Genomic DNA, 21,380 nt, shown 5'->3' with positions numbered 1-21,380 from the left:
TGCTCGGCCAGAACGGTGGTCTGCGGGGATGCCGTGGCGGTCATCGCGCGTCTCCTCTCGGTGCGCGCACTTCGTACTGCCGTGCGCGACGGCGCGACACGGGGCGCTCGCGCAGCACCCAGCGCTGGAGAATCGTCAAGACGACGATGATCACGAACAGCACGAACGCGATCGCCGCGCCCTGACCCCACTCCTGCGACAGGAACGCCGACGAGTAGCTGAGGTAGGCGGGGGTCAGCGTCGTCTTGCCGGGACCGCCCTGCGTGCCGGTGTAGATCTGGTCGAACACCTGCCAGGTGCCGATGAGCCCGAGCGTCAGCACCGTGAACAGCACGGGACGCAGCTGCGGGAGGGTGACACGCCAGAAGCGCTGCCAGCCGTTGGCGCCGTCCATCATGGCCGCTTCCTGAACGTCGCCACCGATGTTCTGCAGGCCCGCGATGAACAGGAGCATGAAGGTGCCGGAGGTCGTGAACACGGCCATCAGGATGAAGGCCGACATCGCCACCGAGGGGCCGGCGAGCCAGTCCCACCAGGTGACCCCGAGGAACGTGCCGCCGGTGAGAGCGGCCGGTCCGCTCGTGATACCGACCGCGGCGAGGGCGTTGTGGACGATCCCGGAGGGATCGCTGAACCAGTTGGGCCCGTTGACGCCGAGCCACGACAGCACCTCGTTGATCGCGCCGGAGGTCGAGAAGAGGAACAGCCACAGCACGGTGATCGCGACGGAGCTGGTGACCGAGGGGAAGTAGAACGCCGTCCGGAAGAATCCACGTCCGCGCAGCACCGCGCGGTTGACGAGCACGGCGAGGAACAGCGAGAGCGCCGTCTGCAGCGGCACGACCAGGAGCACGTACCAGGCGTTGTTGCGCAAGGCGGTGCCGAAGTCCCGCTCGGCGAGGCCGCCGCCCGTTGTGACGGCGGCGTAGTTGTCGAGGCCGACGAAGCTCACGCTCGACGAGAACGGGCTGCCCCGCCCCGACCAGTCCGAGAAGCTCACCCACAGCGCCATGAGCACGGGGACGAGGAGGAACACGCCGAGGATGATCAGCACCGGGGCGGTGAAGAGCCAGCCGGCGGCGGCCTCGCCGCGCCGAATCCCCGAGGTGGAGGAGCCGGCGCGGCGAGGCGCGGTGGTGAGAGCGGTCATGAGGTTCGCGCCTACTCGGCGATGGCCTCGAGGTTGCTCTGCACCGTGGCGAGGATGGCCTGCGGGTCACCGGTCTTGAGCGACTCCAGCTGAGCGTTGAAGTCGGTGATGACGTCCGCGGCACCGGCGATGTTCGGCGGGAACTGCGCGTACTCGGCACCGGCGAGGAACGCCGTCAGGTCGGGGTTGGCGCTGGACCACGCGTCGGCGGCCGACTCGATCGACGGCATGGGGCCGAACGCCTCCGAGAAGGCCAGCTGCTGGTCGGTGCCGGTGAGGAACTCGGCCAGGGCGCGGGCGTTCTCCTGGTTCGGGCTGTCGGCGGCCATGCCCCAGCAGTTGGTGAACTGCAGCGTGCCCTTGCCGCCGGGACCCGCGGGCAGCTCGGCGACCGTGTAGTTCACGTCGGGGTAGTCGGCGCTGAGGGCGCCGGTGATCCAGTTGCCCTCGATGGTCATGGCGGCCTTCTGCGTGCCGAAGGCCTCACCGCCCCACCCGGCGCCGATGTCGGCGGCGAAGGCGAAGCTGCCGTCTTCGAGATGCGTCTTGACGTACTGCAGCGCCTCGACGTTGGCGGGGCTGTCGGCCGTGGCCGCGCCGTCGGTGAGAAGCCCGCCGCCGGCCTGTGCCATGAAGGCACCCAGGCGCTGGTACTCGGCCCCGAAGGCGAGCCCGACACGACCGTCCGCGGTGAGCGTCTGGGCGACGGATGCCAGCTCGTCCCACGTCTGCGGGATATCGGCATCCGTGAGTCCGGCCGCCGACCACACGTCGGTGTTGATCACGAGTGCGAGCGTCGAGAAGTCCTTGGGGGCGCAGTAGAACGAGCCGTCGACGGTGAAGTTCTCGACGAGCGACGGGTAGAAGTCGTCCTTGTTGGCCAGGTCGTCGCCGTAGGCGGCGATCGATCCGTTCGCGGCGTAGCCTGCCAGCGCCTCGGGGGCGAGGTAGAACAAGTCGGCCGGCGATCCCGCCGCGAAGCCCTGCGACAGCTGCTGCGGGAGGTCGTTGGCGACCTGCACCTGCGCCTCGACGCCCGATTCCTCGGACCACGCGGCGACGGCGTCTTCGACGGCCTGCGTCTCGGCGTCGCCCGACGAGCCGATCAAGACCGTCAGGGATCCGCCGGAGGTCTGCTCCGCGTCGCCGGAGTCGTCGAAGCCGGATCCGCATGCGGTGAGGGTCAGGGCTCCGGTGGCCAGGAGCGCTCCGGCTCCGAGCCAGGTGCGGGGGTAGTGCCGTGTCATGTGTCTCTCTCCTTCGATGAGGCATGCGACCCCTCCGCGGTGCCCGGAGGGCCAGAGTTTTGAACGTTCAAACTCCGGTGGGACTAAGGTACGGAGCGGCGGGCCGCGCTGTCAAGCCACGGGGCTCGCCCTACGATGACCGTCTGCCTATCGAGAGGGATGCGATGACGAAAGCCCCCACCGTCGAAGACGTCGCCCGTGTGGCAGGAGTGTCTCGACAGACCGTGTCGAACGTCGTGAACACCCCCTCGATCGTGCGCGAGGCGACACGCCTCCGCGTCGAAGCGGCCATCGCCGAGCTGGGCTACCGCCCGCACGCGGCGGCGCGGCGCCTTCGCACCCGGCGCAGCTCGACTATCGGCATCCATCTCGATCCGTACGCGGGGGGCATCGCGGGAGTCGTCCTCGACCGCTTCGTGCACGCGTTGACCGAACGGGCGAGCGAAAGGGACATGCGTGTTCTCCTCTACGCCGCCCGCACGGCGGAGGAGGAGATCGAACGCCTGGGGGATCTGCTCGAAGGGGGAGAGGTGGATGCCGTCGTGGTCACCGGCACCTTCCACGGTGACCCGCGCACGGGGTGGCTCAACGAGCGGGGGCTGCCGTTCGTGTCGTTCGGGCGCCCGTGGGGCGAGGACGACGTCGCCGCGCCCGCCCACCTGTGGGTCGACGTCGATGGCGCGGCCGGAACCCGCGCGGCCACCGCGCACCTTCGCGCGGCCGGAGCGGACCGCATCGCCTTCCTCGGGTGGCCCACCGGCTCAGGGACGGGCGACGAACGCGAGCGCGGGTGGCGGGAGGACGTCGGCGCCGCGGCGGGACCCCGGTGGGTCGTGGAAGACAGCGTCGGTCTCGCGCGTGATGTCGTCGCCGACGGCCTTGCCGCAGACCCGCGCGTGAGCGGGATCGTCTGTGCGAGTGATTCGCTCGCGATCGGCGCTCATCTCGCCACGACGCTCGCGGGGCGCGCCGACATCCCCGTCGTGGGCTTCGACAACACCCCCGCCGCCGAGGCGCTCGGGCTCTCCAGCGTCGAGCAGTTGCCCGAGCGTGTGGCATCCGGGGCTCTGGACCTCCTGATGGGGGAGGGTGGAACGGTCGTCGCTCCGCGGCCCGCCACCGCCGGCGCGGCCCACGTGCTCGTGGAGCCGCGGCTCGTGGTGCGCTGACCCCGGCTTTCCCTCCGTCGTCCATCCGGTGTCCAGGACACGCCGATGCGCGAGGCGCCGAACGGCGTGTCTTGGACACTCAACCCGGGGCGGGGCCCGGGGGCCGGTGGGTCAGCGGCTGAGGCCGTACGTCACCCCCGGCGCCCGCTGCGGCGGGCGAGCTCTGCCGCGCACGCGCGAGCCGCGGCGGCCAGGGCTGCTTCGTCGCGCGGCGCATCGTCCGGCCACGTCACCGCCACCGCGGCGAGCGGCCACCCGGTGTGGTCGAGCACCGCCGCAGCGACGGAGCGGAACCCCGAGGTCACCTCCCCGTTCTCGCGAGCGAACCCCGTCGCGCGCACCGTGCGCAGTGCATCGCGCAGCTCCGCTCGCGTGCGCGGGCCCCGCCCGGTGCGCTGCGTGAGCGCGGTGGCATCCGGATAGAGGGCGCGCACCTGCGCCGCGGGGAGCGCCGCGAGCATCGCCTGACCGCTCGCGGCGAGGTGCGCCGGTAACCGGACCCCGACGTCGGTGACGAGCACCGGGCGGCGTGGCGCGCGCTCCTCGACGATGTACAGCACGTCGCGGCCGGCGAGCACCGCAAGATGCGTGCTCTCGCCCCATCGGTCGGTGAGCGCTGCCAAGAGGGGCCGGCCGAGGCGTGCCAGCGGCTGCTGTCGGGCGTACCCGCCGCCGAGCTCGAACGCGGCCGTTCCCAGTCCCCAGCGGCGCTCCTCCTCGAGGTGCACGACGTAGCCGTGCTGCGCGAGCGTTGCAAGCAGGTGATACGTGGTCGACCGGGGGAGCTGCAGGGTGTTCGCGATCACCTGCGCCGCCAGAGGTGCGGGCTGCCGGGCGAGCAGCGAGAGTATTCGCAGCGTCTGATCCGCGGCCGGCACCTGGGGTGCCGCGCCGTCTGTGATCACAGACACAGGATGCCAGAACGGCCCCGCCCGTGACGGTGCGAGGCGGTGCAATCGGGTCATGAGTACCGCCGTGATGGTCGGAGACGACCGCCTCACCCTCAACGATGTCGTCCGGGTCGCGCGCCACGGGGCCGTGGTTCGGATCGCCCCCGATGCCGTCGCCCGCGTCGCCGCAACCCGCGAACTCATCGACGGGCTCGCGGACGATCCGCAGCCGCACTACGGCATCTCCACCGGTTTCGGTGCCCTCGCCACGACGTTCATCGCGTCCGACCGGCGCGCGCAGCTGCAGGCGAGTCTCGTCCGCTCCCATGCCGCGGGCACGGGGGGCGAGGTCGAGAGGGAGGTGGTCCGTGCGCTCATGCTGCTGCGTCTGCAGACCCTCACCACGGCGCGGACGGGGGTGCGACCGGTCGTGGTGGAGACCTACGCGGCCCTGCTCAACGCGGGCATCACGCCGGTCCTGCGCGAATACGGTTCGCTCGGCTGCTCGGGTGACCTCGCCCCGCTCTCGCATGTCGCCCTGGCGGTGATGGGCGAGGGGGACGTGCGCGACCAGCACGGTCGTTCCGTGCCCGCCGCGGAGGCGCTCGCCGCTGCGGGGATCGCGCCTCTCGTGCTCCGTGAGAAGGAAGGCCTCGCGCTCATCAACGGCACCGACGGCATGCTCGGCATGTTGGTGCTGGCCCTGCACGACCTCGAGACGCTGTGGACGACCGCGGACGTCGCGGCCGCGATCTCGGTCGAGTCGCAAATGGGCAGCGACGCGGTGTTCGCCGCCGATCTCATGGCCCTCCGCCCGCAGGTCGGACAGGCCACCTCGGCCGCCCACCTGCGCGCGTTCCTCGCCGGCTCTCCGATCGTCGCGAGCCACCGTGGTCCGGAGTGCACCCGCGTGCAGGATGCGTACTCGTTGCGCTGTGCTCCGCAGGTGCACGGTGCCGCGCGGGACACCGCGACCCACGCCCGGATGGTCGCCGAGCGTGAACTCGCCGCTGCCGTGGACAATCCCGTGGTCACCCCCGACGGCCGGGTGGAATCCAACGGCAACTTCCACGGTGCGCCCGTGGCGTACGTGCTCGATTTCCTCGCCATCGCCGTCGCCGACGTGGCCTCCATGTCGGAACGACGCACCGACCGTGCACTGGACGTCGCGCGCAGCCACGGGCTGCCGCCTTTTCTCGCCGACGAGGCGGGCGTCGATTCGGGTCTCATGATCGCCCAGTACGCGGCCGCGGGAATCGTGTCGGAGATGAAAAGACTCGCCGCGCCCGCGTCGGTGGACTCCATCCCGTCGAGCGCGATGCAGGAGGATCACGTGTCGATGGGATGGGCTGCCGGTCGGAAGCTGCGTCGCGCCGTCGACGGCCTGGCCCGCGTACTGGCGATCGAGGTGCTGACCGGATGCCGAGCACTCGACCTGCGTGCGCCGCTTCTGCCCGCGGATCCCACCGCAGCCGTGCGGGATCTGGTGCGCACGCGCGTGGCGGGCCCGGGCCGTGATCGCTTCGTATCGCCGGAGATCGAGGCCGTGACCGATCTCGTGGTCTCCGGGGCGATCGCCCGTGCCGCCGTGGAGAGGGCGGCGCTCAGGGCGTGAGCAGCTCGAACTCGTCGGGAGGAGCGGATCCGACGGTGGCCCACTCATGGTCGTGCCAGGTGCAGATCGCCACGGCCGAGGTGACCATGCGTACATCGTGACCGGCGAGGCGCGAGACGAGGTCGCTCATACCCGGGTCGTGCGCCACGACCATGACCTCCGCGACCCCAGTGCTGTGCGCGGCATCCCACAGGGCGTCGGCATCCGCGAGGTAGAGCTCGGCCCGTTCGGTCACGTCGACCTCGAACTCGGCGGCGAACGCCTCCGCCGTGGCCTTCGCGCGCGCGGCGGTGCTCGACAGGAGCAGCTCGGGTCGCACACCACGACGCAGCACGGAACGCGCCATCGCGGGAGCGTCGCGACGACCCCGGTCGTTGAGCGGCCGCTCGTGATCGTCGAGACCTTCATCGGCCCAGTCGGATTTGGCGTGCCGGGCCAGGATCAGTTGGATCATCGTCTCTCCGCATCGTCGCCGCCGAGCAATCGGACGCGGAGCGCGCGGGGCGCGTCTCGATCCGGCATCCGAGACGAGGATATCGGCGCGGGGGAGCGTGCGGGGCGGCCGCTCGTGCGGCGTGTCCTCTGCCCGGACGAGGGCTGGGGCCGGCCGGGCGCGACGCTCACCGCCCGACGTACACCCACGCCTGCCGGCCGCTGGACAGCGACACCGAGACCCGGCGGTAGAGCGACACCTCGTACTCGTCGGCGGCGTCCAGCTCCTCCGCGGTGAGAAACAGGACCCGCCCGAAGACGCGGTCGCGAGGATCGCCCGTGAATCGCACGATGGGATGCGCGTCCATGCCGGACAGGTTCGTCACGCGGTCGTCGTCGATCGGCGTCCATTCCCGTCGATAGCCGGGCAGGACGTCTTCGTCACCTTCGACGACGCGGCCGAAGGTGTCGAGTTGGACCTGCGGAAGCTGCAGCGTCCCGTAGGTGAAGAGGGGTTCCACCCCCGAACCGGAGCTCACGGGTTCAGGCTACCCATCGCCGCGCCCGGCGTCTCGGGATCACGACCCCCAGGCGAGGTGTGCGACGGTGAAGATGGCCAGCCCCGCGAGAGCGCCGACGATCGTGCCGTTCAAGCGGATGTACTGCAGGTCGCGCCCCACCATGAGTTCGATCTTCTCGGTCGTCTCATCGGCATCCCATCGCTCGACGGTGTCGGTGATGATCGAGGCGATGTCGTGCCGATACCGCTCCACGAGGAAGACGGCGGCGTCGATGACCCACCCGTCGACGCGGCGTTGCAGCGATTCGTCGGTCTGCAGGCGGCGCCCGATGTCTGCCAGGGCGGCCGACGCGCGGCGGCGCAACGCGCTGTCGGGATCGGCGAGCGAAGTCAGCAGGCCCGCCTTGGCGGTGTTCCACGCCTCGGCGGCGAGCCCGCGCACGCGCGGGCTGTCGAAGACGGATGCCTTCGCCTCTTCCAGCCGCATCCGGGTGGCGGGGTCGTGCTGCAGGTTGTCGGACAGGCGGGTGAGGTACTGGTCGATGGCGGCGCGTGCCTGATGGCGGGGATCGGCGCGGACCGCATCGACGAATCCCATCGCCTCGCGGTAGACCGTGTCGTCCACGAGACGCTGGGCGATGCCCGGCACCCACGAGGGGAGCCGTCGCGACACCAGGCCCTGGAACATCTCGCGGTTGTTGCCCAGCCACACCGCGATGTTGTCCAGCGCGAGGTCAACCGCGCCGTGGTGCGCGCCCGCGTCGACGACGCGCTCCAGCCACCCGCCCACCGACGGCCCCCAGTCGGGCTCGAGCAGGTGTTCGCGGGCGAGGTCTTCGATCAGGCCTTGCACGTCGTCGTCGCTGAGCGCGCGCAGAACGCTCGACGCGAGCGTCGCCCCCTCGGCGGCGATCCGATCCGCGTGCGCGGGCTCGGCCAGCCACGCCCCGGCCCGCGCCGACAGCGGGGTCGCCTCGAGCTTGGTGCGCACGACGTGTCCCTCGAGGAAGTTCGTCTCGACGAACTCCCCGAGCTGCTGCCCGATCTCGTCTTTCCGGCGCGGGATGATCGCCGTGTGCGGGATGGGGAGCCCCAGGGGGTGCCGGAAGAGCGCCGTCACGGCGAACCAGTCGGCGAGAGCGCCGACCATTCCGCCTTCTGCGGCGGCTCGCACATACTGCAGCCACTCCACCTCGCGCTGTAGCGCGAAGGCGACCGCGAACACGACCGCCATCCCGAGCAGGGCGCCCAGGGCCACGCCCTTCATGCGGCGGAGCGCGCGGCGGCGCTCCTGGTCGGCGGGGCTCAGGAGAGCGATCGGTGTGCGGGCCATCAGGCGTCGACCGGTCCGAGCCAGGCCCCGGCGACGGCGGAGTGGGCGGACTCGGGGTCGGAGGGGTGGAACTGCCCCGCCAGCACGTCGCGATACAGGCGGCTCAGCTCGGTGTGCGCGAAGTAGGACGACCCGCCGCCGACGAGCGTAGCCTCGTCGACGATCGCCTTGGCGGCGGTGACCGCGCGATGCTTCAGCCCCGCGAGCAGCGAGAACCACCGTCCGCCGTGGTCGACCTGGCCGTCGACGTCGGCGCTGAGGGCGGCGATCTGCGGGGGAAGGGCGTCGTAGGCCAGGGCCATGTCGGCGATGCGCCAGCGGATGTCGGGGTCGGCCGCGTAGCTCGCTCCCGTCTTCTTCGAGCGCCGCGACTTCGCGGCATCGACGGCGAGGTCGAGGGCACGCCGGGCGATCCCGGTGTACACGGAGGCCAGCAGGATCTCGAACACGGCGAAGATGCCGAACACGAGCGGGTCGGGCTGCGGACCGGGGTCGAGCCGCCGGACGACGCGTGTCGCGGGGGCGTGCGCACCCCGCAGTTCGGTCGTGCGGCTCTGCGTGCCCCGCATGCCGAGCGTGTCCCAGTCGTCGCGGGCGACGATGTCGTCGCTGCGATCGAGGAAGGCGAACACCATCTTGGGGGCGTCCGGCGACGTGGTGTCGAGGCCGTGAACGCCCAGGTGATCCCACACCGGGGAGAGGGAGGTGAAGATTTTCGTCCCGGTGAATCGGTAGCCGCCATCCCCGTCCGGAGTGGCCGCGGTGTCGCTGCCGAAGAGCACGAGGTCGTTGCCGGCCTCGCTGATGCCGAAGGCGAAGACCTCCCCGGCCGCGGCGCCGCGCAGCACGGAGTCGAGGTCGTCGAGGCCACGGTCGTGCAGCACCTTCGCCACACCCGTCCACACCAGATGCATGTTGATCGCCAGCGCGGTCGCCGGTGCCGCGCCGGCAAGGCGCTGCTGCAGTTCGGCCGCCTGGGCGAGCGTGAGGCCCGCGCCCCCGAACGCGGTCGGCACCAGGATGCCGAGATACCCCGCCGCGCGGAGATCATCGAGGTCGTCGTTAGGGAACGTGTTCTCGCGGTCGTGCACGGGCGCGCGCTCCCGCAGCCGCGCGAGCAGATCGTCGGGGAGGAACCGAGCGGTATCGAACACGGGGGCCATGGCATCCATTCTGGTCCTCCGCTCGGACATCCTGGCCGTCGGCGGCCCCGCTTCTCAGTCCAGGGCGGACAGCAGGGCGGCGACGGTGTCGTGGGGGCGGTCGCGGTGCGGCGAGTGCCCCGCGCCGGAGACCACCGACATCGTGATCGCGGGGTTCGTCAGCACCTCCGCGGCCAGCGCGCCCGAGAAGATCGAGTGCACCGCGGGGTCGGCGCCGATGACGTGCGTCGGTACCCGCAGCGCGGCGGCGTCGGCGCGGACGTCCCACACCGCGTTCTGCAGGCTGGTCTGCTCGATGGCCCAGCGGCTCGCCCGCTGGGTGGCGCGCGCCTTCAGCTCGACGTCGACGGGATGCCAGTCGGGGTGCGCGGACCGCACGGCGGCGACGGTCGGATCGGCGAACGCCTGCTCCTGGCTCTGCCGGACGATCTCCCGGTCCTCGTCCGCAAGGTGGATCGCGGGGTCGACGAGCACGAGACGCCGGGTCCAGGTGGGATCGCCGGCGGCGGCGACGGTCGCCGCCGCGCCCCCGAGCGAGTGGCTGACGACCGCATCCCATGCTCCGCCGGACTCCGGGTGCGTGTGCGCGACGTCGGCCGCGTACGCGGCGAGGGAGTAGTCGAGGGCTCGAGGGGCGTCTCCGTGTCCGCGGAGGTCGACGGCGACCGCGTGCCAGCCGGCGTCGGCGAGTGCGGCGCCGAAGCGCCACATGAGCGCCCCGTCCGAACCCAGGCCGTGCACCAGGAGCACGGACGGACGGCCGGCATCGCCCCAGGTGAGGCGGGGGAGTGTCACGGGAGCGCGCATGCCCCCATTCTGTCGGGTGCACGCGGGCGGCCCCGCGTCGTTCGCCCGCCCCCAGAATGGATGCCATGATCTCGACCGAGATGGCTCTCGCCCTTCGTGAGGCGGGGCTGGTGTGGCATCCGCGCTCGGGCGACCGGTTCCAGTTGAACGAACCGGAGTTCGAAGCCGACGTCTTCACCGTCAGCGAAATGACCGTCGAGCCGCGCGAGTACCCGACCGGACGGATCCTCGCCTTCAACGGAACGACCGAGTGGGCGCTGGATTCCGTCGCCACCGAGGACGCGCTGTGGCTGCCGTCCGAGGCGCAGTTGCGCGAGATGCTGCGGTCCGCGTTCCGGTCGCTGCGCCGACTCTCAGACACGCACGAGGTCGAGATCTCCGTCGGCGGCACGACGCTCGTCTTCGATCACCCCGAGCCCGCCGACGCGTACGCGCTCGCCGTGCTGGAGCTGCTGCGTCGCCTGCGCTGAGACTCGGCTCCGACCTGCTCGGCGAATCAGGTGATGGTGTGCACCGGTTCGGTGTCGGGGATCGGGCTCGCGTCGCGGTGACGCAGGTCGGGGAACCCGCGCACGAACAGCACCGAGACGACCAGGCCCGCGGCGGCGAACGCGGCGGCGGCGATGTAGGCGCCCTGCGGGCCCACGCCGTCGACGAGGAAGCCGGCGACAGCGGAACCCGCGGCGGCGCCGATGAGCTGGCCCGTGCCGATCCAGCCGTACGCCTCGGCGGTCTCGCTGAAGCGCACGCTCGCGGAGGTCATGGCGAACATGACGGCCAGCGCGGGCGCAATACCGGCGCCGGCCACCAGCAGCGTCGCTCCGAGCCACCACGCGTTGAGCGAGACGATCGTGAGGCTGAGGCCGACCGTGACGATCGCGAAGCGGCGCGCCATGGCCCACGGGCCGATCGGGATGTGACCGAAGGTCAGGCCTCCTGCGAGGCTGCCGACGGCGAACACCGCCAGGACCAGGCCCGCCTCGAGGCCGCCGTGGTCGAAGGTCGCCACGACACCGGCCTCGACGGCCGCGCACGCCCCGATCAGGAGGAAGCCCGTCGCGGTGGCCAGGATCACCGGCGGCTTGCGCAGCACGGTGCCCAGGGCCCGTCGACTCCGGGGGATGCGGACCCGACCCACCTCGGGGCTGAGGATGAACCACGCGCCCCCGCCGAGAAGGATGACCACGATCAGGAGGAGCGCCGGGACCGTGCCCGCCTGGGTGCCGACCAGGGTGATGATCACCGGCGCGAGCACCCAGATGATCTCCTGCAGTGAGGCGTCCAGCGAGTACAGCGGCGTCAGCTGCGACGAGTTGACCATCTTGGGGTAGATGGTGCGGACGGCCGACTGCACCGGGGGAGTCGAGAGGCCGCCGATGAGTCCCAGCGCCATGTAGACCGGGAGCGGGACCTCGAGCAGGGCGATCGCGGTGATCGCGGCGGCACAGATGAGGAGCGTGGTCGTGAGGACGCGCCGCATGCCCCATCGGCCCATCCACCGGCTCGTCACGGGGCCCGCGACGGCCTGCCCCACGCTCGTGGCCGCCAGCACCAGACCCGCGGCGCCATACGACCCGGTGACGTGCTCGATGTGCAGCAGCACGGCGAGGCTGATCATGCCGTTGGGGAAGCGTGCCGTCAGCTGAGCGGCGATGATGCGCCCTACGCCCGGGGTTCTGAGGAGTACGCGGTAGCCGGCCACCGCACCACGCTACCCGGTGCCCTGGGCGCTCGGCTGCCCCTCCGCGCTCCACCAGGGAGCGACACGCCGCGACACGCCGGAGGGCGTTATCCACCCCCTGTGCGATGTCGGAACCCCCGTCTAGCGTCCGAGCTGTGGACGGATGCCGGGAGGAGGCGCAAGATCCGCGGAACGGCGGGCCTCGACGAGGTCGGAAAAGGTCTGCCGCCTGTGGATGAAATCGTGGACAACCTGTGTTGTACATGGGGAGAGTGGTGGAAAATCACACTCATGTAACTACTACCCCTTGTGGTTCCCCCCGATGTCCGTCCCCATATGTAGTATTGAGCTCCCGGCCCGCCCCGAGCGACCGGATGACGATCTTCCAGGGGAGAGAGAGAACGAAATGGCGATCACGGTCTACACCAAGCCGTCCTGCGTCCAGTGCACCGCGACGTACCGCGCACTCGACTCGAAGGGCATCGAGTACCAGGTGCTCGACCTCACGGAGGACCCGTCGGCTCTCGAGCAGGTCAAGTCGCTCGGTTATCTCCAGGCCCCCGTCGTCATCACCGACGAGGACCACTGGTCAGGTTTCCGTCCCGACAAGATCGACGAGCTGGCTTCGCGCCTGGCGTGATCCCCGGCGGGCTCAGAGGGTTCTCATGAGCGCTGTCATGTCGGAGACGGAAGCTCCGCTGCTGGTCTACTTCTCGAGCGTGTCCGGAAACACCGCACGTTTCATCGAGAAGCTCGGCAAGCGGGCTGTGCGCATCCCCCTGCGACCGACCGATCCGCCGCTCCACGTCGACGAACCCTTCGTGCTGGTCACCCCCACATACGGCGGAGGTGTCGGCCGAGGCGTCGAGAAGGGTGCCGTCCCCAAGCAGGTCATCCGCTTCCTCAACGAGGAGCGCAACCGACGCCACATCCGTGGGGTCATCTCCGCGGGAAACACCAATTTCGGCGACGCTTTCTGCCTCGCCGGAGACATCATCAGCCGCAAGTGCTCCGTGCCGCACTTGTATCGCATCGAAGTATTCGGCACACCAGAAGACGTCGAGCACGTCACCGAAGGATTGGAACAGTGGTGGAAGTAGGGCTGAGTGACGTGGGCTTCAAGACCGAGGCGCGTTTCGAGGGGCTGGATTATCACGCCCTGAACGCGATGCTGAACCTGTACGACGCCGACGGCAAGATCCAGTTCGACGCCGACAAGCGGGCCGCACGGGAGTACTTCCTGCAGCACGTCAACCAGAACACCGTGTTCTTCCACTCCCTCAAGGAGCGTCTCGACTATCTCGTCGAGAAGGAGTATTACGAGCCCAAGGTGCTCGAGAAGTACTCGCTGGAGTTCATCCAGGAGCTCAACGACCGGGCTTACGGCAAGAAGTTCCGCTTCGAGACCTTCCTCGGCGCCTTCAAGTACTACACGAGCTACACGCTGAAGACGTTCGACGGCAAGCGCTATCTCGAGCGCTTCGAAGACCGCGTGGTCATGACCGCCCTCGCCCTCGCCGACGGCGACCAGCGCCTGGCCGTCCAGCTGGTCGACGAGATCATCTCGGGCCGCTTCCAGCCCGCGACCCCGACGTTCCTCAACGCCGGCAAGGCGCAGCGCGGCGAGCTCGTCTCGTGCTTCCTCCTCCGCATCGAAGACAACATGGAGTCGATCGCCCGCGGCATCAACTCGGCCCTCCAGCTGTCCAAGCGCGGCGGCGGCGTGGCCCTCCTGCTGTCGAACATCCGCGAGTCGGGTGCTCCGATCAAGCAGATCGAGAACCAGTCTTCGGGCATCATCCCCGTGATGAAGCTCCTCGAAGACAGCTTCAGCTACGCCAACCAGCTCGGAGCCCGTCAGGGCGCGGGTGCCGTGTACCTCAACGCGCACCACCCCGACATCCTGCGCTTCCTCGACACCAAGCGCGAGAACGCCGACGAGAAGATCCGCATCAAGACGCTGTCGCTCGGTGTCGTCATCCCCGACGTCACGTTCGAGCTGGCCAAGAACGGCGAAGACATGTACCTCTTCTCGCCGTACGACGTCGAGCGCGTCTACGGCAAGCCGTTCGGCGACATCTCGGTCACCGAGAAGTACCGCGAGATGGTGGACGACCCGCGCATCAAGAAGACGAAGATCAATGCGCGCGAATTCTTCCAGACCCTCGCCGAGATCCAGTTCGAGTCGGGCTACCCGTACATCATGTTCGAGGACACGGTGAACAAGGCCAACCCGATCAAGGGTCGGATCAACATGTCCAACCTGTGCTCGGAGATCCTGCAGGTCAACACCCCGACGACGTACAACGAAGACCTCTCGTACGCCGAGATCGGCAAGGACATCTCCTGCAACCTCGGGTCGATGAACATCGCGCTGGCGATGGACGGCCGCGACCTGGGCCTCACGGTCGAGACCGCGATCCGCGCCCTCACCGCCGTGAGCGACCAGAGCCACATCGCTTCGGTCCGCTCGATCGAGGACGGCAACGACCGCTCGCACGCGATCGGCCTCGGCCAGATGAACCTGCACGGCTACCTCGCTCGCGAGCACGTGCACTACGGCTCCGAAGAGGGCATCGACTTCACGAACATCTACTTCTACACGGTGCTGTTCCATGCGCTCCGCGCGTCGAACCGTCTCTCGATCGAGCGCGGCACGTCCTTCGACGGCTTCGCTGACTCGACCTACGCGTCGGGGGAGTTCTTCGACAAGTACACCGACCAGGTGTGGGAGCCGCAGACCGCCAAGGTGAAGGAGCTGTTCGCCGGCATCCCGATCCCCACGCAGGACGACTGGCGCGAGCTGAAGGCATCCGTCCAGCAGTACGGCATCTACAACCAGAACCTGCAGGCCGTCCCGCCGACCGGGTCGATCTCGTACATCAACAACTCGACGAGCTCGATCCACCCGATCGCGTCGAAGATCGAGATCCGCAAGGAAGGCAAGCTCGGTCGCGTCTACTACCCGGCGCCGTTCATGACGAACGACAACCTGGAGTACTACCAGGACGCGTACGAGATCGGCTACGAGAAGGTCATCGACACGTACGCCGCCGCCACGCAGCACGTGGACCAGGGTCTGTCGCTCACGCTGTTCTTCAAGGACACCGTCACCACCCGCGACATCAACAAGGCCCAGATCTACGCGTGGAAGAAGGGCATCAAGACGATCTACTACATCCGCCTGCGTCAGCTGGCACTCGAGGGTACCGACATGACCGAGTGCGTCTCGTGCATGCTCTGATCCGCTGATCACGATTTGTTATTGAGGACACCATGGCTGAGAAGCTGCAGCTGCTGAACCACGTTCAGGCCATCAACTGGAACCGCATCCAGGACGACAAAGACCTCGAGGTCTGGAACCGTCTCGTCAACAACTTCTGGCTGCCCGAGAAGGTGCCGCTGTCCAACGACATCCAGTCGTGGAACACGCTGACCCCCGAAGAGCAGACGCTGACGATGCGGGTGTTCACGGGTCTGACGCTGCTCGACACGATCCAGGGCACCGTGGGCGCGGTCTCGCTCATCCCCGACGCGATCACCCCGCACGAGGAGGCGGTGTACACCAACATCGCGTTCATGGAGTCGGTGCACGCCAAGAGCTACTCGTCGATCTTCTCGACGCTGTGCTCGACGAAGGAGATCGACGAGGCGTTCCGCTGGTCGACCGAGAACGAGTTCCTTCAGAAGAAGGCGCACATCGTCATGGACTACTACCGTGGCGACGACCCGCTCAAGCGCAAGGTCGCCTCGACCCTGCTGGAGTCGTTCCTGTTCTACTCGGGCTTCTACCTGCCGATGCACTGGTCGAGCCGGGCCAAGCTCACCAACACCGCCGACCTGATCCGCCTCATCATCCGTGACGAGGCCGTGCACGGCTACTACATCGGCTACAAGTTCCAGCGCGGTCTGGAGCAGGTCGACCAGGCCCGCCGCGACGAGATCAAGGACTACACGTTCTCGCTGCTGTACGAGCTGTACGACAACGAGACGCACTACACGCAGAGCCTCTACGACTCGGTGGGTCTCAGCGAGGACGTGAAGAAGTTCTTGCACTACAACGCCAACAAGGCACTGATGAACCTCGGCTACGAGGCCATGTTCCCGGCGTCGGTGACGAACGTGAACCCGGCGATCCTGTCGGCGCTGTCGCCCAACGCCGACGAGAACCATGACTTCTTCTCGGGGTCGGGTTCGTCGTACGTCATCGGCAAGGCCGAGGCGACGGAAGACGACGACTGGGACTTCTGATCCGGTAACGACGAGGGCCCCGCGCGAGTGATCGCACGGGGCCCTCGTTCTTTTGCGATGCGGCGACTGCACCGGTGGGTCGACACAACCCGGATATCTCCACCTCGTAGGCGGTCGTCAGCCACCGCTAAGCCGGAAGCCGTCCTGCGAGAGTCCCGACGGGTGCGACGTCAGGCCGCGTCCACCCGCTTCAGCAGTGCGGCTAGCTGGGTGAGCTCTCCGTCGGAGAGCGCGTCGAACCACGGTGCGGTGCGGTCGATCGTCGCGGCCTCGAACGCGGCGACCTGCGCGGACGCGGAGGCGGTCAGCCGCCACACGCGGGCCCGTCCGTCGCTGTCTGAGGAGAACTGCTCCACCAGTGCGTGCGTGCGGAGCTGATCCATCGCCTGGGTGATCGCGCCCGGGGTGATCTTCAGCGTCCGCGCGAGACGTCCAGGAGTCACCGGCTCCGCGTCGTGAGCGAGAAGAAAGAGGATGTCCCACTGTGTGCGCGTGAGCACGAGATCCCCGAACGGGGTGGATCGGGGGCCGGCGAGCCCCCGCGACAGGGTCACGACCGCTTCGAGCACATCACCGATCGCGGTCGTCCGCTCCACGCGCTGTGTCATCGCCCGGGGTCACGCACTCACGAACGGCAACTGGCCGACGAAGGTGCGGTCGTCCACCTGGGTCAGGAGGAAGTCGCTCAGATCATCCCTGCTGATCTGCGTGCTGGCGTTCACCCCGACCCAGCCGACCCGGTACGTGCCGGTTCCCGGCTTCTCGGTCAGCCGCGGTCCCCGTACGACCGTCCAGTCGAGCCCCGAGCCCTGCAACACGGTCAGGTGGCCTCGCGCGTCGGCCAGGACGTGCCCCGACAGCGTCTTCAGGAGGAAGCGGATGATCTTGTCGGCGGCTTTGGGGCGGTCGGGCTCTGCGGGGAGGCCCCCTCCGGACAGCGTCACGATCCGCCGAACACCGTGCTTCTTCATGGCCTGGACGATCAACGCGGTCCCGTCGGTCTGCAGGCTCGCCGGTGAGCCTTTCACCTGGCCGAACACGCTCAGCACGACATCCGCCCCCGCCACCGTCTCGAACACCTTCGCCGCGTCGAGCACGTCGCCCTCGACCACCGTGAGCCGAGGGGAGGACACCGTGAGTTTCTTGCGATCCCGGACGAGCACCCGCACATGATCGCCGCGATCGATCGCGCGCCGGAGCACGCGTCGCCCGGTCTTGCCCGTCGCACCGAAAAGAGCAATCGTCACCATGCCGTTTACTTTAGCCGCTAAACGATATGCGAGGTCCGTTTTCGGCGGGGCGGAGGTTCTACGGCGGAAAGCGCTGCGTGCGAAGCCTCTCGGACATCGTGAGTTTGGGCCCGAGCGATCGCCGGATCACACCCCGTACGTGTCGAGCGGCCCGAGCGCGGGTTGAGACGCGTCGTCCGCGACGGCCGCGGCCCCCACGGCGCACGCGCGCGCGAGCGCGTCGGTCTCGGCGTCGCCGCGCAGCAGACCGACGACCAGCGCCGCGCAGAACGCGTCGCCCGCGCCCACGGTGTTGCGGACCGTCGTGGGCACGCCGGGGGCGGAGGCGACGAGCTCGCCGTGCCGATACAACCGTGCGCCCTCCCCGCCGAGCGTCACGCACAGCAGGGGCGCGTCATGAACCTCGGGGAGCTGCGCGTACTCGGTCTCGTTCACGATGACGAGGTCGGCGCGCTCGAGCACCCCTGCGGGGAGCGGACGCGCGGGCGCGGCGTTGAGGGCGAAGAACCCCGCGGCTTCCGCGGCGGCTGAGATCACGGCATCCGACACCTCCAGCTGCGCGAGCACGGCCGACCGGGGCGCGATTCCGAGCGCGTCGGCGTCGATCGCGGCGTTCGCGCCCGCACACACGACGATGGAGTTCTCTCCGGTCGCGTCGACCACGATGAGGGCGGTGCCGGTAGCCGCATCGGCGGTTTGGACGCCCGACGCGTCGACACCGACGGATGCCAGCTGCTCGCGCATGCCTCTTCCGTCGAGGTCGTCGCCCACGGCGCCGACCAGGCGCACCCGGCCCCCCAGGCGGGCGGCGGCGACGGCCTGGTTCGCGCCCTTGCCGCCGGGACCGCGCTGCAGGACACCGTCGGCGACGGTCTCGCCGGGGCCGGGCGCGCGCTCGACGCGCGCCGTGAGGTCGACGTTGATCGCGCCGACGACGGTCAGGGCGACGGGGGTCGGGTTCGGCATCCGGGTCTCCCTCGATTCAGGCGGTGGGACGACGCCGCAACGTCGCGGACACGATCGCCACGGCGGTTCCCACGGCCACACCGATCACGGTCTCGAGCACGCGGTCGCGCAGCAGCAGCTCCGGGGTCGCGGGGGAGGCGAGGGAGACCATGAGCAGCGCGAGCGGGGTGATGAACACCATCGCGATGCCGTAGTTCCGGCCGACGAACAGCTCCGCTCCGGCCTGCAGTGCCACCGCGATGACAAGCACCGCCCACGGCGGCAGCGCGAGCGCCAGCAGTCCCGCGGCGATCAGCACCCCGACGAGCGTTCCGACCAGGCGCTGCACGCCGCGGACGAGACGCGCCGTGACGTGCGCCCCGCCGACGGCCGCGACCGCTCCCACCATGGCCCAGTACCAGTGGGTGCCGACGAGGAGGACGCCGGCGACTCCGGCGAGGAGCGCGGCGACCCCGACCGTCGCGGTCATCTCCCACGCGACCGTTCCGATCTGCGGTCGATTCCGCGGGGGCAGGTGCCATGAACCGCGGCGGGCCAGCGCGAACAGCGTCGTGACGGTGAGGCTCCACAGCACGCTGCTGACACCGACGAACAGCACCAGACCGAAGGTCGCGGGGGTCGCTGGGAAGCTCGCGCAGGCCCCCGCGGCGAACACCGTGAACAGCGCGCCGGGCGGATGCCACTGCGTCCGGTAAGCGAACAGCGTCACCGCCGCGGCGAGGGCCGCCACGACGACGACGGTGGCGACGGGAGGGGTCGCCGCCGCGGAGAGCGCGGTGCCCAGAAGCATCGACAGCACCAGGATCCCACCCGCCGTGGCCTGCATCCGTACACGCGTGCGCGGCGGGTCGAGGCGTCCGTAGAGCGCGGCGAACGCGCCGAACGACGCGTAGACGCTGAGGTCCAACCGGTCGATGAGCAGCAGCACGAGGAGGGGCACACCCACGCTGAGGGCGGCTCGAGCCGCGACGCGGTGGTCTCCGCGATGGGGGCCGATGCGGATGATCCCGGTCCACACGCGCCCCCGGGAATCCGCCACCGGTCCAGCCTACGCCGGGGGTCGACGCGCGCCGCCGTGCCGGGGGACGGAGGCGTCACCGGTGGCCCGTGTGATGGAGTGGAGTCATGGATGCCGACCGCGAGAAGCCGCCCATCGACCCCGGCCCCGAGCCGGACACGTCCACCGCAGCGGAGGGAGAGCTCTCCGACCCGACGCTCGACCGCGAGGACGATCCGGTCGAGTGAGTGAAGGGCTCCCTCGATGTCGAAGGACGCAGCGCGCAACGACGAGGCCGCTTCCGTAGGGTGGGAAGCCCTGCACCGAGGAGGAGAGACGTGTTCCGCACGCCCCTGACCCTGTTCCGTACGCTCGCGATCGCCGAGGCGATCTCGTGGACCCTCCTCATCGCGGGTCTCATCCTCCGGGCCACGGCCGACCTGTCCATCGCCGTGACGATCGGCGGCGGCATCCACGGCTTCGTCTTCCTCGCCTACGGGGCGACCGCGGTGCTCGTGGCGTTAAATCAGCGCTGGGGCTTCGGGCCGGCCGCGGTCGCCATTGTCAGCGCGATCATCCCGTACGCGACCGTCCCGACGGAGCTGTGGCTGCATCGCACCGGCCGGCTGCGCGGCGCGTGGCGACTCGAAGCGGGCGACGACCCGCGCGACGCGCGGCCCCTCGATCGGCTGCTGCGGTTCTTCCTGCGTCGGCCGTGGGTGCTCGGCATCCTGATCGTGCTCGCCGTCGCGCTCATCTTCGTGGTGCTGCTCGTCGTCGGGCCGCCGGGCGGCAAGGACTGAGGCTCAGCGCCGGGTCGACGCGGTGACGGTGAACTTTCGGTCGCGCGCGACCTGACGCGTCGGGCCCACCTGGCGCTCGAGCGCGGGTCGGTACTGCAGCGCCGAGTTCCACACCGTCCATAGCTCGCCCCCGGGCCGCAGCACCCGCGCGGCGTCGGCGAACATGCGCGGCGCGATGCCCTCGGTGATCGCGCCGGCCGTGTGGAACGGCGGGTTCAGAGCGATCAGGGAGGCGCTGGCATCCGGGCGCGAGCTCAGCAGATCGTCGCGGAAGACCTCGACCCGATCGGCCACCCCGTTGGCCTCGGCCGTCGCGCGGGCGGACGCCACCGCGACCGCGGACCGATCCGTCGCGACCACACGGACGGACGGATGCCGCGTCGCCCACGCCGCCGCCACGACCCCGGTGCCGCACGCGAAGTCGATCGCGCCGTCCGCGGGCTCGGGGAGGTGGGCGAGGAGCAGCCGCGTGCCGATGTCGATCGACGCACCCGCGAACACTCCGCCGAACGCGCGTACCTCCAGGCCGTCGACGGTCGCCGCCTCGGGTCGCGGGTCGGCGCCGTCGTGGGGACCGCGGGCGATGAGCACACGCGACTTCTGGCGGGCGTGGGTGACGTCGACGCGCGCGAAGCGTCCGCGGAGGACGTCGTTCATCGCGGGGGTCATGTGCTTGATCCGTCCACCGGCGTAGACCACGACGTCGGGGTGGGCGTACGCGGCGATGAGTCCGGCGATGTCGTCGAGGGCGCGCAGGGCGCGGGGGAGACGCAGCAGGATCACGCGCGCGTCGCGCACGAGGTCGGCATCCCGTTCGTGCGACGTGAACGTGGTGTCGAGGCCGGCCCGCAGGGCATTCGCGGTGAGCGCGCGTTCGCCGGACAGGGCGTCCTGGTGGACGCGGATGCCGCGCATGCCGGCCGCGGCCGAGCCGAGGGTGAGTGCGCCATAGGCGTCGTCGATGACCACGAGGGAGCCGTCCGCGAGCGCGGCGCGGGCGCCGGCGGATTCGTCTAGGAGCAACCGGTCCGCGGCATCCACCGCGACGAGGTCCGGGCCCTCGATGTCGGGCCACCGGCTCAGATCGTCGAGGGCGATGTTCACGC

Annotated in this window: 22 protein-coding genes; 8 read left to right on the top strand and 14 right to left on the bottom strand. The window is 69.8% G+C overall.

Annotated features, from left to right (window positions below):
* Positions 1 to 40 precede the first annotated feature (40 nt).
* Positions 41 to 1,150: a carbohydrate ABC transporter permease gene (locus P5G46_RS04055; RefSeq protein WP_239277098.1), complete on the bottom strand. Its 1,110-nt coding sequence runs from the start codon at positions 1,148 to 1,150 to the stop codon at positions 41 to 43.
* Positions 1,151 to 1,161: 11 nt separating this feature from the next.
* On the bottom strand, positions 1,162 to 2,397 hold the full coding sequence (locus P5G46_RS04050) for a sugar ABC transporter substrate-binding protein (RefSeq protein WP_239277097.1): 1,236 nt from the start codon (positions 2,395 to 2,397) through the stop codon (positions 1,162 to 1,164).
* A 164-nt stretch (positions 2,398 to 2,561) separates the two neighbouring features.
* Here P5G46_RS04050 and P5G46_RS04045 point away from each other — a divergent pair, with 164 nt between their 5' ends.
* Complete coding sequence (locus P5G46_RS04045; protein ID WP_239277096.1) at positions 2,562 to 3,566, top strand: LacI family DNA-binding transcriptional regulator; 1,005 nt, start codon at positions 2,562 to 2,564, stop codon at positions 3,564 to 3,566.
* A gap of 131 nt (positions 3,567 to 3,697) precedes the next feature.
* On the opposite strand, the gene P5G46_RS04040 is transcribed toward P5G46_RS04045, so the two are convergent.
* Entirely contained in the window at positions 3,698 to 4,444 is a 747-nt protein-coding gene (locus P5G46_RS04040) for an IclR family transcriptional regulator (RefSeq protein WP_374204607.1), read from the bottom strand.
* Positions 4,445 to 4,529: 85 nt separating this feature from the next.
* On the opposite strand from P5G46_RS04040, the gene hutH reads away from it, so the two are divergent.
* On the top strand, positions 4,530 to 6,071 hold the full coding sequence (hutH, locus tag P5G46_RS04035) for a histidine ammonia-lyase (protein ID WP_239277095.1): 1,542 nt from the start codon (positions 4,530 to 4,532) through the stop codon (positions 6,069 to 6,071).
* Here hutH and P5G46_RS04030 read toward each other — a convergent pair.
* The 5 genes from P5G46_RS04030 to P5G46_RS04010 form a co-directional block, all read right to left on the bottom strand.
* Positions 6,061 to 6,525 carry a SixA phosphatase family protein gene (locus P5G46_RS04030; RefSeq protein ID WP_239277094.1) on the bottom strand — a complete coding sequence of 155 codons (465 nt, stop codon included), beginning with the start codon at positions 6,523 to 6,525 and terminating at the stop codon, positions 6,061 to 6,063. The genes hutH and P5G46_RS04030 overlap by 11 nt on opposite strands.
* A 166-nt stretch (positions 6,526 to 6,691) precedes the next feature.
* Positions 6,692 to 7,042 carry a gamma-glutamylcyclotransferase family protein gene (locus P5G46_RS04025; RefSeq protein ID WP_239277093.1) on the bottom strand — a complete coding sequence of 117 codons (351 nt, stop codon included), beginning with the start codon at positions 7,040 to 7,042 and terminating at the stop codon, positions 6,692 to 6,694.
* A gap of 39 nt (positions 7,043 to 7,081) precedes the next feature.
* On the bottom strand, positions 7,082 to 8,356 hold the full coding sequence (locus tag P5G46_RS04020; RefSeq protein ID WP_239277092.1) for a DUF445 domain-containing protein: 1,275 nt from the start codon (positions 8,354 to 8,356) through the stop codon (positions 7,082 to 7,084).
* Positions 8,356 to 9,519, bottom strand: a complete 1,164-nt coding sequence (locus P5G46_RS04015; protein ID WP_239277091.1) for an acyl-CoA dehydrogenase family protein — start codon at positions 9,517 to 9,519, stop codon at positions 8,356 to 8,358. The genes P5G46_RS04020 and P5G46_RS04015 overlap by 1 nt, the downstream gene beginning before the upstream one ends.
* Before the next feature lie 54 nt (positions 9,520 to 9,573).
* Positions 9,574 to 10,326: an alpha/beta fold hydrolase gene (locus P5G46_RS04010; RefSeq protein WP_408905027.1), complete on the bottom strand. Its 753-nt coding sequence runs from the start codon at positions 10,324 to 10,326 to the stop codon at positions 9,574 to 9,576.
* A 65-nt stretch (positions 10,327 to 10,391) separates the two neighbouring features.
* Here P5G46_RS04010 and P5G46_RS04005 point away from each other — a divergent pair, with 65 nt between their 5' ends.
* On the top strand, positions 10,392 to 10,796 hold the full coding sequence (locus P5G46_RS04005; RefSeq protein WP_239277089.1) for a pilus assembly protein CpaE: 405 nt from the start codon (positions 10,392 to 10,394) through the stop codon (positions 10,794 to 10,796).
* Between the two features lie 26 nt (positions 10,797 to 10,822).
* Here the strand turns inward: P5G46_RS04005 and P5G46_RS04000 are convergent, their stop codons facing one another.
* Entirely contained in the window at positions 10,823 to 12,028 is a 1,206-nt protein-coding gene (locus tag P5G46_RS04000) for an MFS transporter (RefSeq protein ID WP_408905026.1), read from the bottom strand.
* Positions 12,029 to 12,413: 385 nt separating this feature from the next.
* On the opposite strand from P5G46_RS04000, the gene nrdH reads away from it, so the two are divergent.
* From nrdH to nrdF, 4 genes are read left to right on the top strand one after another with little or no spacing between them, the layout of a single operon-like run.
* Positions 12,414 to 12,647 carry a glutaredoxin-like protein NrdH gene (nrdH, locus tag P5G46_RS03995; protein ID WP_239277087.1) on the top strand — a complete coding sequence of 78 codons (234 nt, stop codon included), beginning with the start codon at positions 12,414 to 12,416 and terminating at the stop codon, positions 12,645 to 12,647.
* A 25-nt stretch (positions 12,648 to 12,672) separates the two neighbouring features.
* Entirely contained in the window at positions 12,673 to 13,107 is a 435-nt protein-coding gene (gene nrdI / locus P5G46_RS03990; RefSeq protein WP_375095759.1) for a class Ib ribonucleoside-diphosphate reductase assembly flavoprotein NrdI, read from the top strand.
* Between the two features lie 11 nt (positions 13,108 to 13,118).
* Complete coding sequence (gene nrdE / locus P5G46_RS03985) at positions 13,119 to 15,251, top strand: class 1b ribonucleoside-diphosphate reductase subunit alpha (protein WP_408905280.1); 2,133 nt, start codon at positions 13,119 to 13,121, stop codon at positions 15,249 to 15,251.
* Positions 15,252 to 15,283: 32 nt separating this feature from the next.
* A complete protein-coding gene (gene nrdF / locus P5G46_RS03980; RefSeq protein WP_239277086.1) occupies positions 15,284 to 16,258 on the top strand; it encodes a class 1b ribonucleoside-diphosphate reductase subunit beta in 975 nt (324 codons plus the stop codon).
* A 170-nt stretch (positions 16,259 to 16,428) separates the two neighbouring features.
* Here nrdF and P5G46_RS03975 read toward each other — a convergent pair whose 3' ends face one another.
* The 4 genes from P5G46_RS03975 to P5G46_RS03960 form a co-directional block, all read right to left on the bottom strand.
* The gene (locus P5G46_RS03975; RefSeq protein ID WP_408905025.1) at positions 16,429 to 16,854 is read right to left on the bottom strand and encodes a MarR family winged helix-turn-helix transcriptional regulator; all 426 of its coding nucleotides are present in this window, start codon (positions 16,852 to 16,854) and stop codon (positions 16,429 to 16,431) included.
* Positions 16,855 to 16,875: 21 nt separating this feature from the next.
* Complete coding sequence (locus P5G46_RS03970; RefSeq protein ID WP_408905024.1) at positions 16,876 to 17,508, bottom strand: NAD(P)-dependent oxidoreductase; 633 nt, start codon at positions 17,506 to 17,508, stop codon at positions 16,876 to 16,878.
* Positions 17,509 to 17,634: 126 nt separating this feature from the next.
* Entirely contained in the window at positions 17,635 to 18,474 is an 840-nt protein-coding gene (locus P5G46_RS03965; protein WP_239277083.1) for a ribokinase, read from the bottom strand.
* Between the two features lie 16 nt (positions 18,475 to 18,490).
* A complete protein-coding gene (locus tag P5G46_RS03960) occupies positions 18,491 to 19,513 on the bottom strand; it encodes an FUSC family protein (protein ID WP_408905023.1) in 1,023 nt (340 codons plus the stop codon).
* Between the two features lie 296 nt (positions 19,514 to 19,809).
* Between P5G46_RS03960 and P5G46_RS03955 the strand changes: the two genes are divergently transcribed.
* Positions 19,810 to 20,274: a DUF3817 domain-containing protein gene (locus P5G46_RS03955; protein ID WP_239277081.1), complete on the top strand. Its 465-nt coding sequence runs from the start codon at positions 19,810 to 19,812 to the stop codon at positions 20,272 to 20,274.
* A gap of 3 nt (positions 20,275 to 20,277) precedes the next feature.
* Here the strand turns inward: P5G46_RS03955 and P5G46_RS03950 are convergent, their stop codons facing one another.
* Positions 20,278 to 21,378, bottom strand: coding sequence for a class I SAM-dependent methyltransferase (locus tag P5G46_RS03950; RefSeq protein ID WP_408905022.1), 1,101 nt, complete (start codon positions 21,376 to 21,378; stop codon positions 20,278 to 20,280).
* Between the last annotated feature and the right edge of the window lie 2 nt (positions 21,379 to 21,380).

Source organism: Microbacterium mcarthurae, assembly GCF_046064585.1.
In the GTDB taxonomy this organism is placed as follows: domain Bacteria; phylum Actinomycetota; class Actinomycetes; order Actinomycetales; family Microbacteriaceae; genus Microbacterium; species Microbacterium mcarthurae.
This window is presented reverse-complemented; position numbering and strand designations above follow the sequence as displayed.

Excerpts from the sequence above, each read along its gene's own strand:
- P5G46_RS04055 (WP_239277098.1), bottom strand. The coding sequence starts at position 1,150 with ATGACCGCTCTCACCACCGCGCCTCGCCGCGCCGGCTCCTCCACCTCG.
- P5G46_RS04050 (WP_239277097.1), bottom strand. The coding sequence starts at position 2,397 with ATGACACGGCACTACCCCCGCACCTGGCTCGGAGCCGGAGCGCTCCTG.
- P5G46_RS04045 (WP_239277096.1), top strand. The coding sequence starts at position 2,562 with ATGACGAAAGCCCCCACCGTCGAAGACGTCGCCCGTGTGGCAGGAGTG.
- hutH (WP_239277095.1), top strand. The coding sequence starts at position 4,530 with ATGAGTACCGCCGTGATGGTCGGAGACGACCGCCTCACCCTCAACGAT.
- P5G46_RS04030 (WP_239277094.1), bottom strand. The coding sequence starts at position 6,525 with ATGATCCAACTGATCCTGGCCCGGCACGCCAAATCCGACTGGGCCGAT.
- P5G46_RS04020 (WP_239277092.1), bottom strand. The coding sequence starts at position 8,356 with ATGGCCCGCACACCGATCGCTCTCCTGAGCCCCGCCGACCAGGAGCGC.
- P5G46_RS04015 (WP_239277091.1), bottom strand. The coding sequence starts at position 9,519 with ATGGCCCCCGTGTTCGATACCGCTCGGTTCCTCCCCGACGATCTGCTC.
- P5G46_RS04010 (WP_408905027.1), bottom strand. The coding sequence starts at position 10,326 with ATGCGCGCTCCCGTGACACTCCCCCGCCTCACCTGGGGCGATGCCGGC.
- P5G46_RS04005 (WP_239277089.1), top strand. The coding sequence starts at position 10,392 with ATGATCTCGACCGAGATGGCTCTCGCCCTTCGTGAGGCGGGGCTGGTG.
- nrdH (WP_239277087.1), top strand. The coding sequence starts at position 12,414 with ATGGCGATCACGGTCTACACCAAGCCGTCCTGCGTCCAGTGCACCGCG.
- nrdI (WP_375095759.1), top strand. The coding sequence starts at position 12,673 with ATGAGCGCTGTCATGTCGGAGACGGAAGCTCCGCTGCTGGTCTACTTC.
- nrdF (WP_239277086.1), top strand. The coding sequence starts at position 15,284 with ATGGCTGAGAAGCTGCAGCTGCTGAACCACGTTCAGGCCATCAACTGG.
- P5G46_RS03970 (WP_408905024.1), bottom strand. The coding sequence starts at position 17,508 with ATGGTGACGATTGCTCTTTTCGGTGCGACGGGCAAGACCGGGCGACGC.
- P5G46_RS03965 (WP_239277083.1), bottom strand. The coding sequence starts at position 18,474 with ATGCCGAACCCGACCCCCGTCGCCCTGACCGTCGTCGGCGCGATCAAC.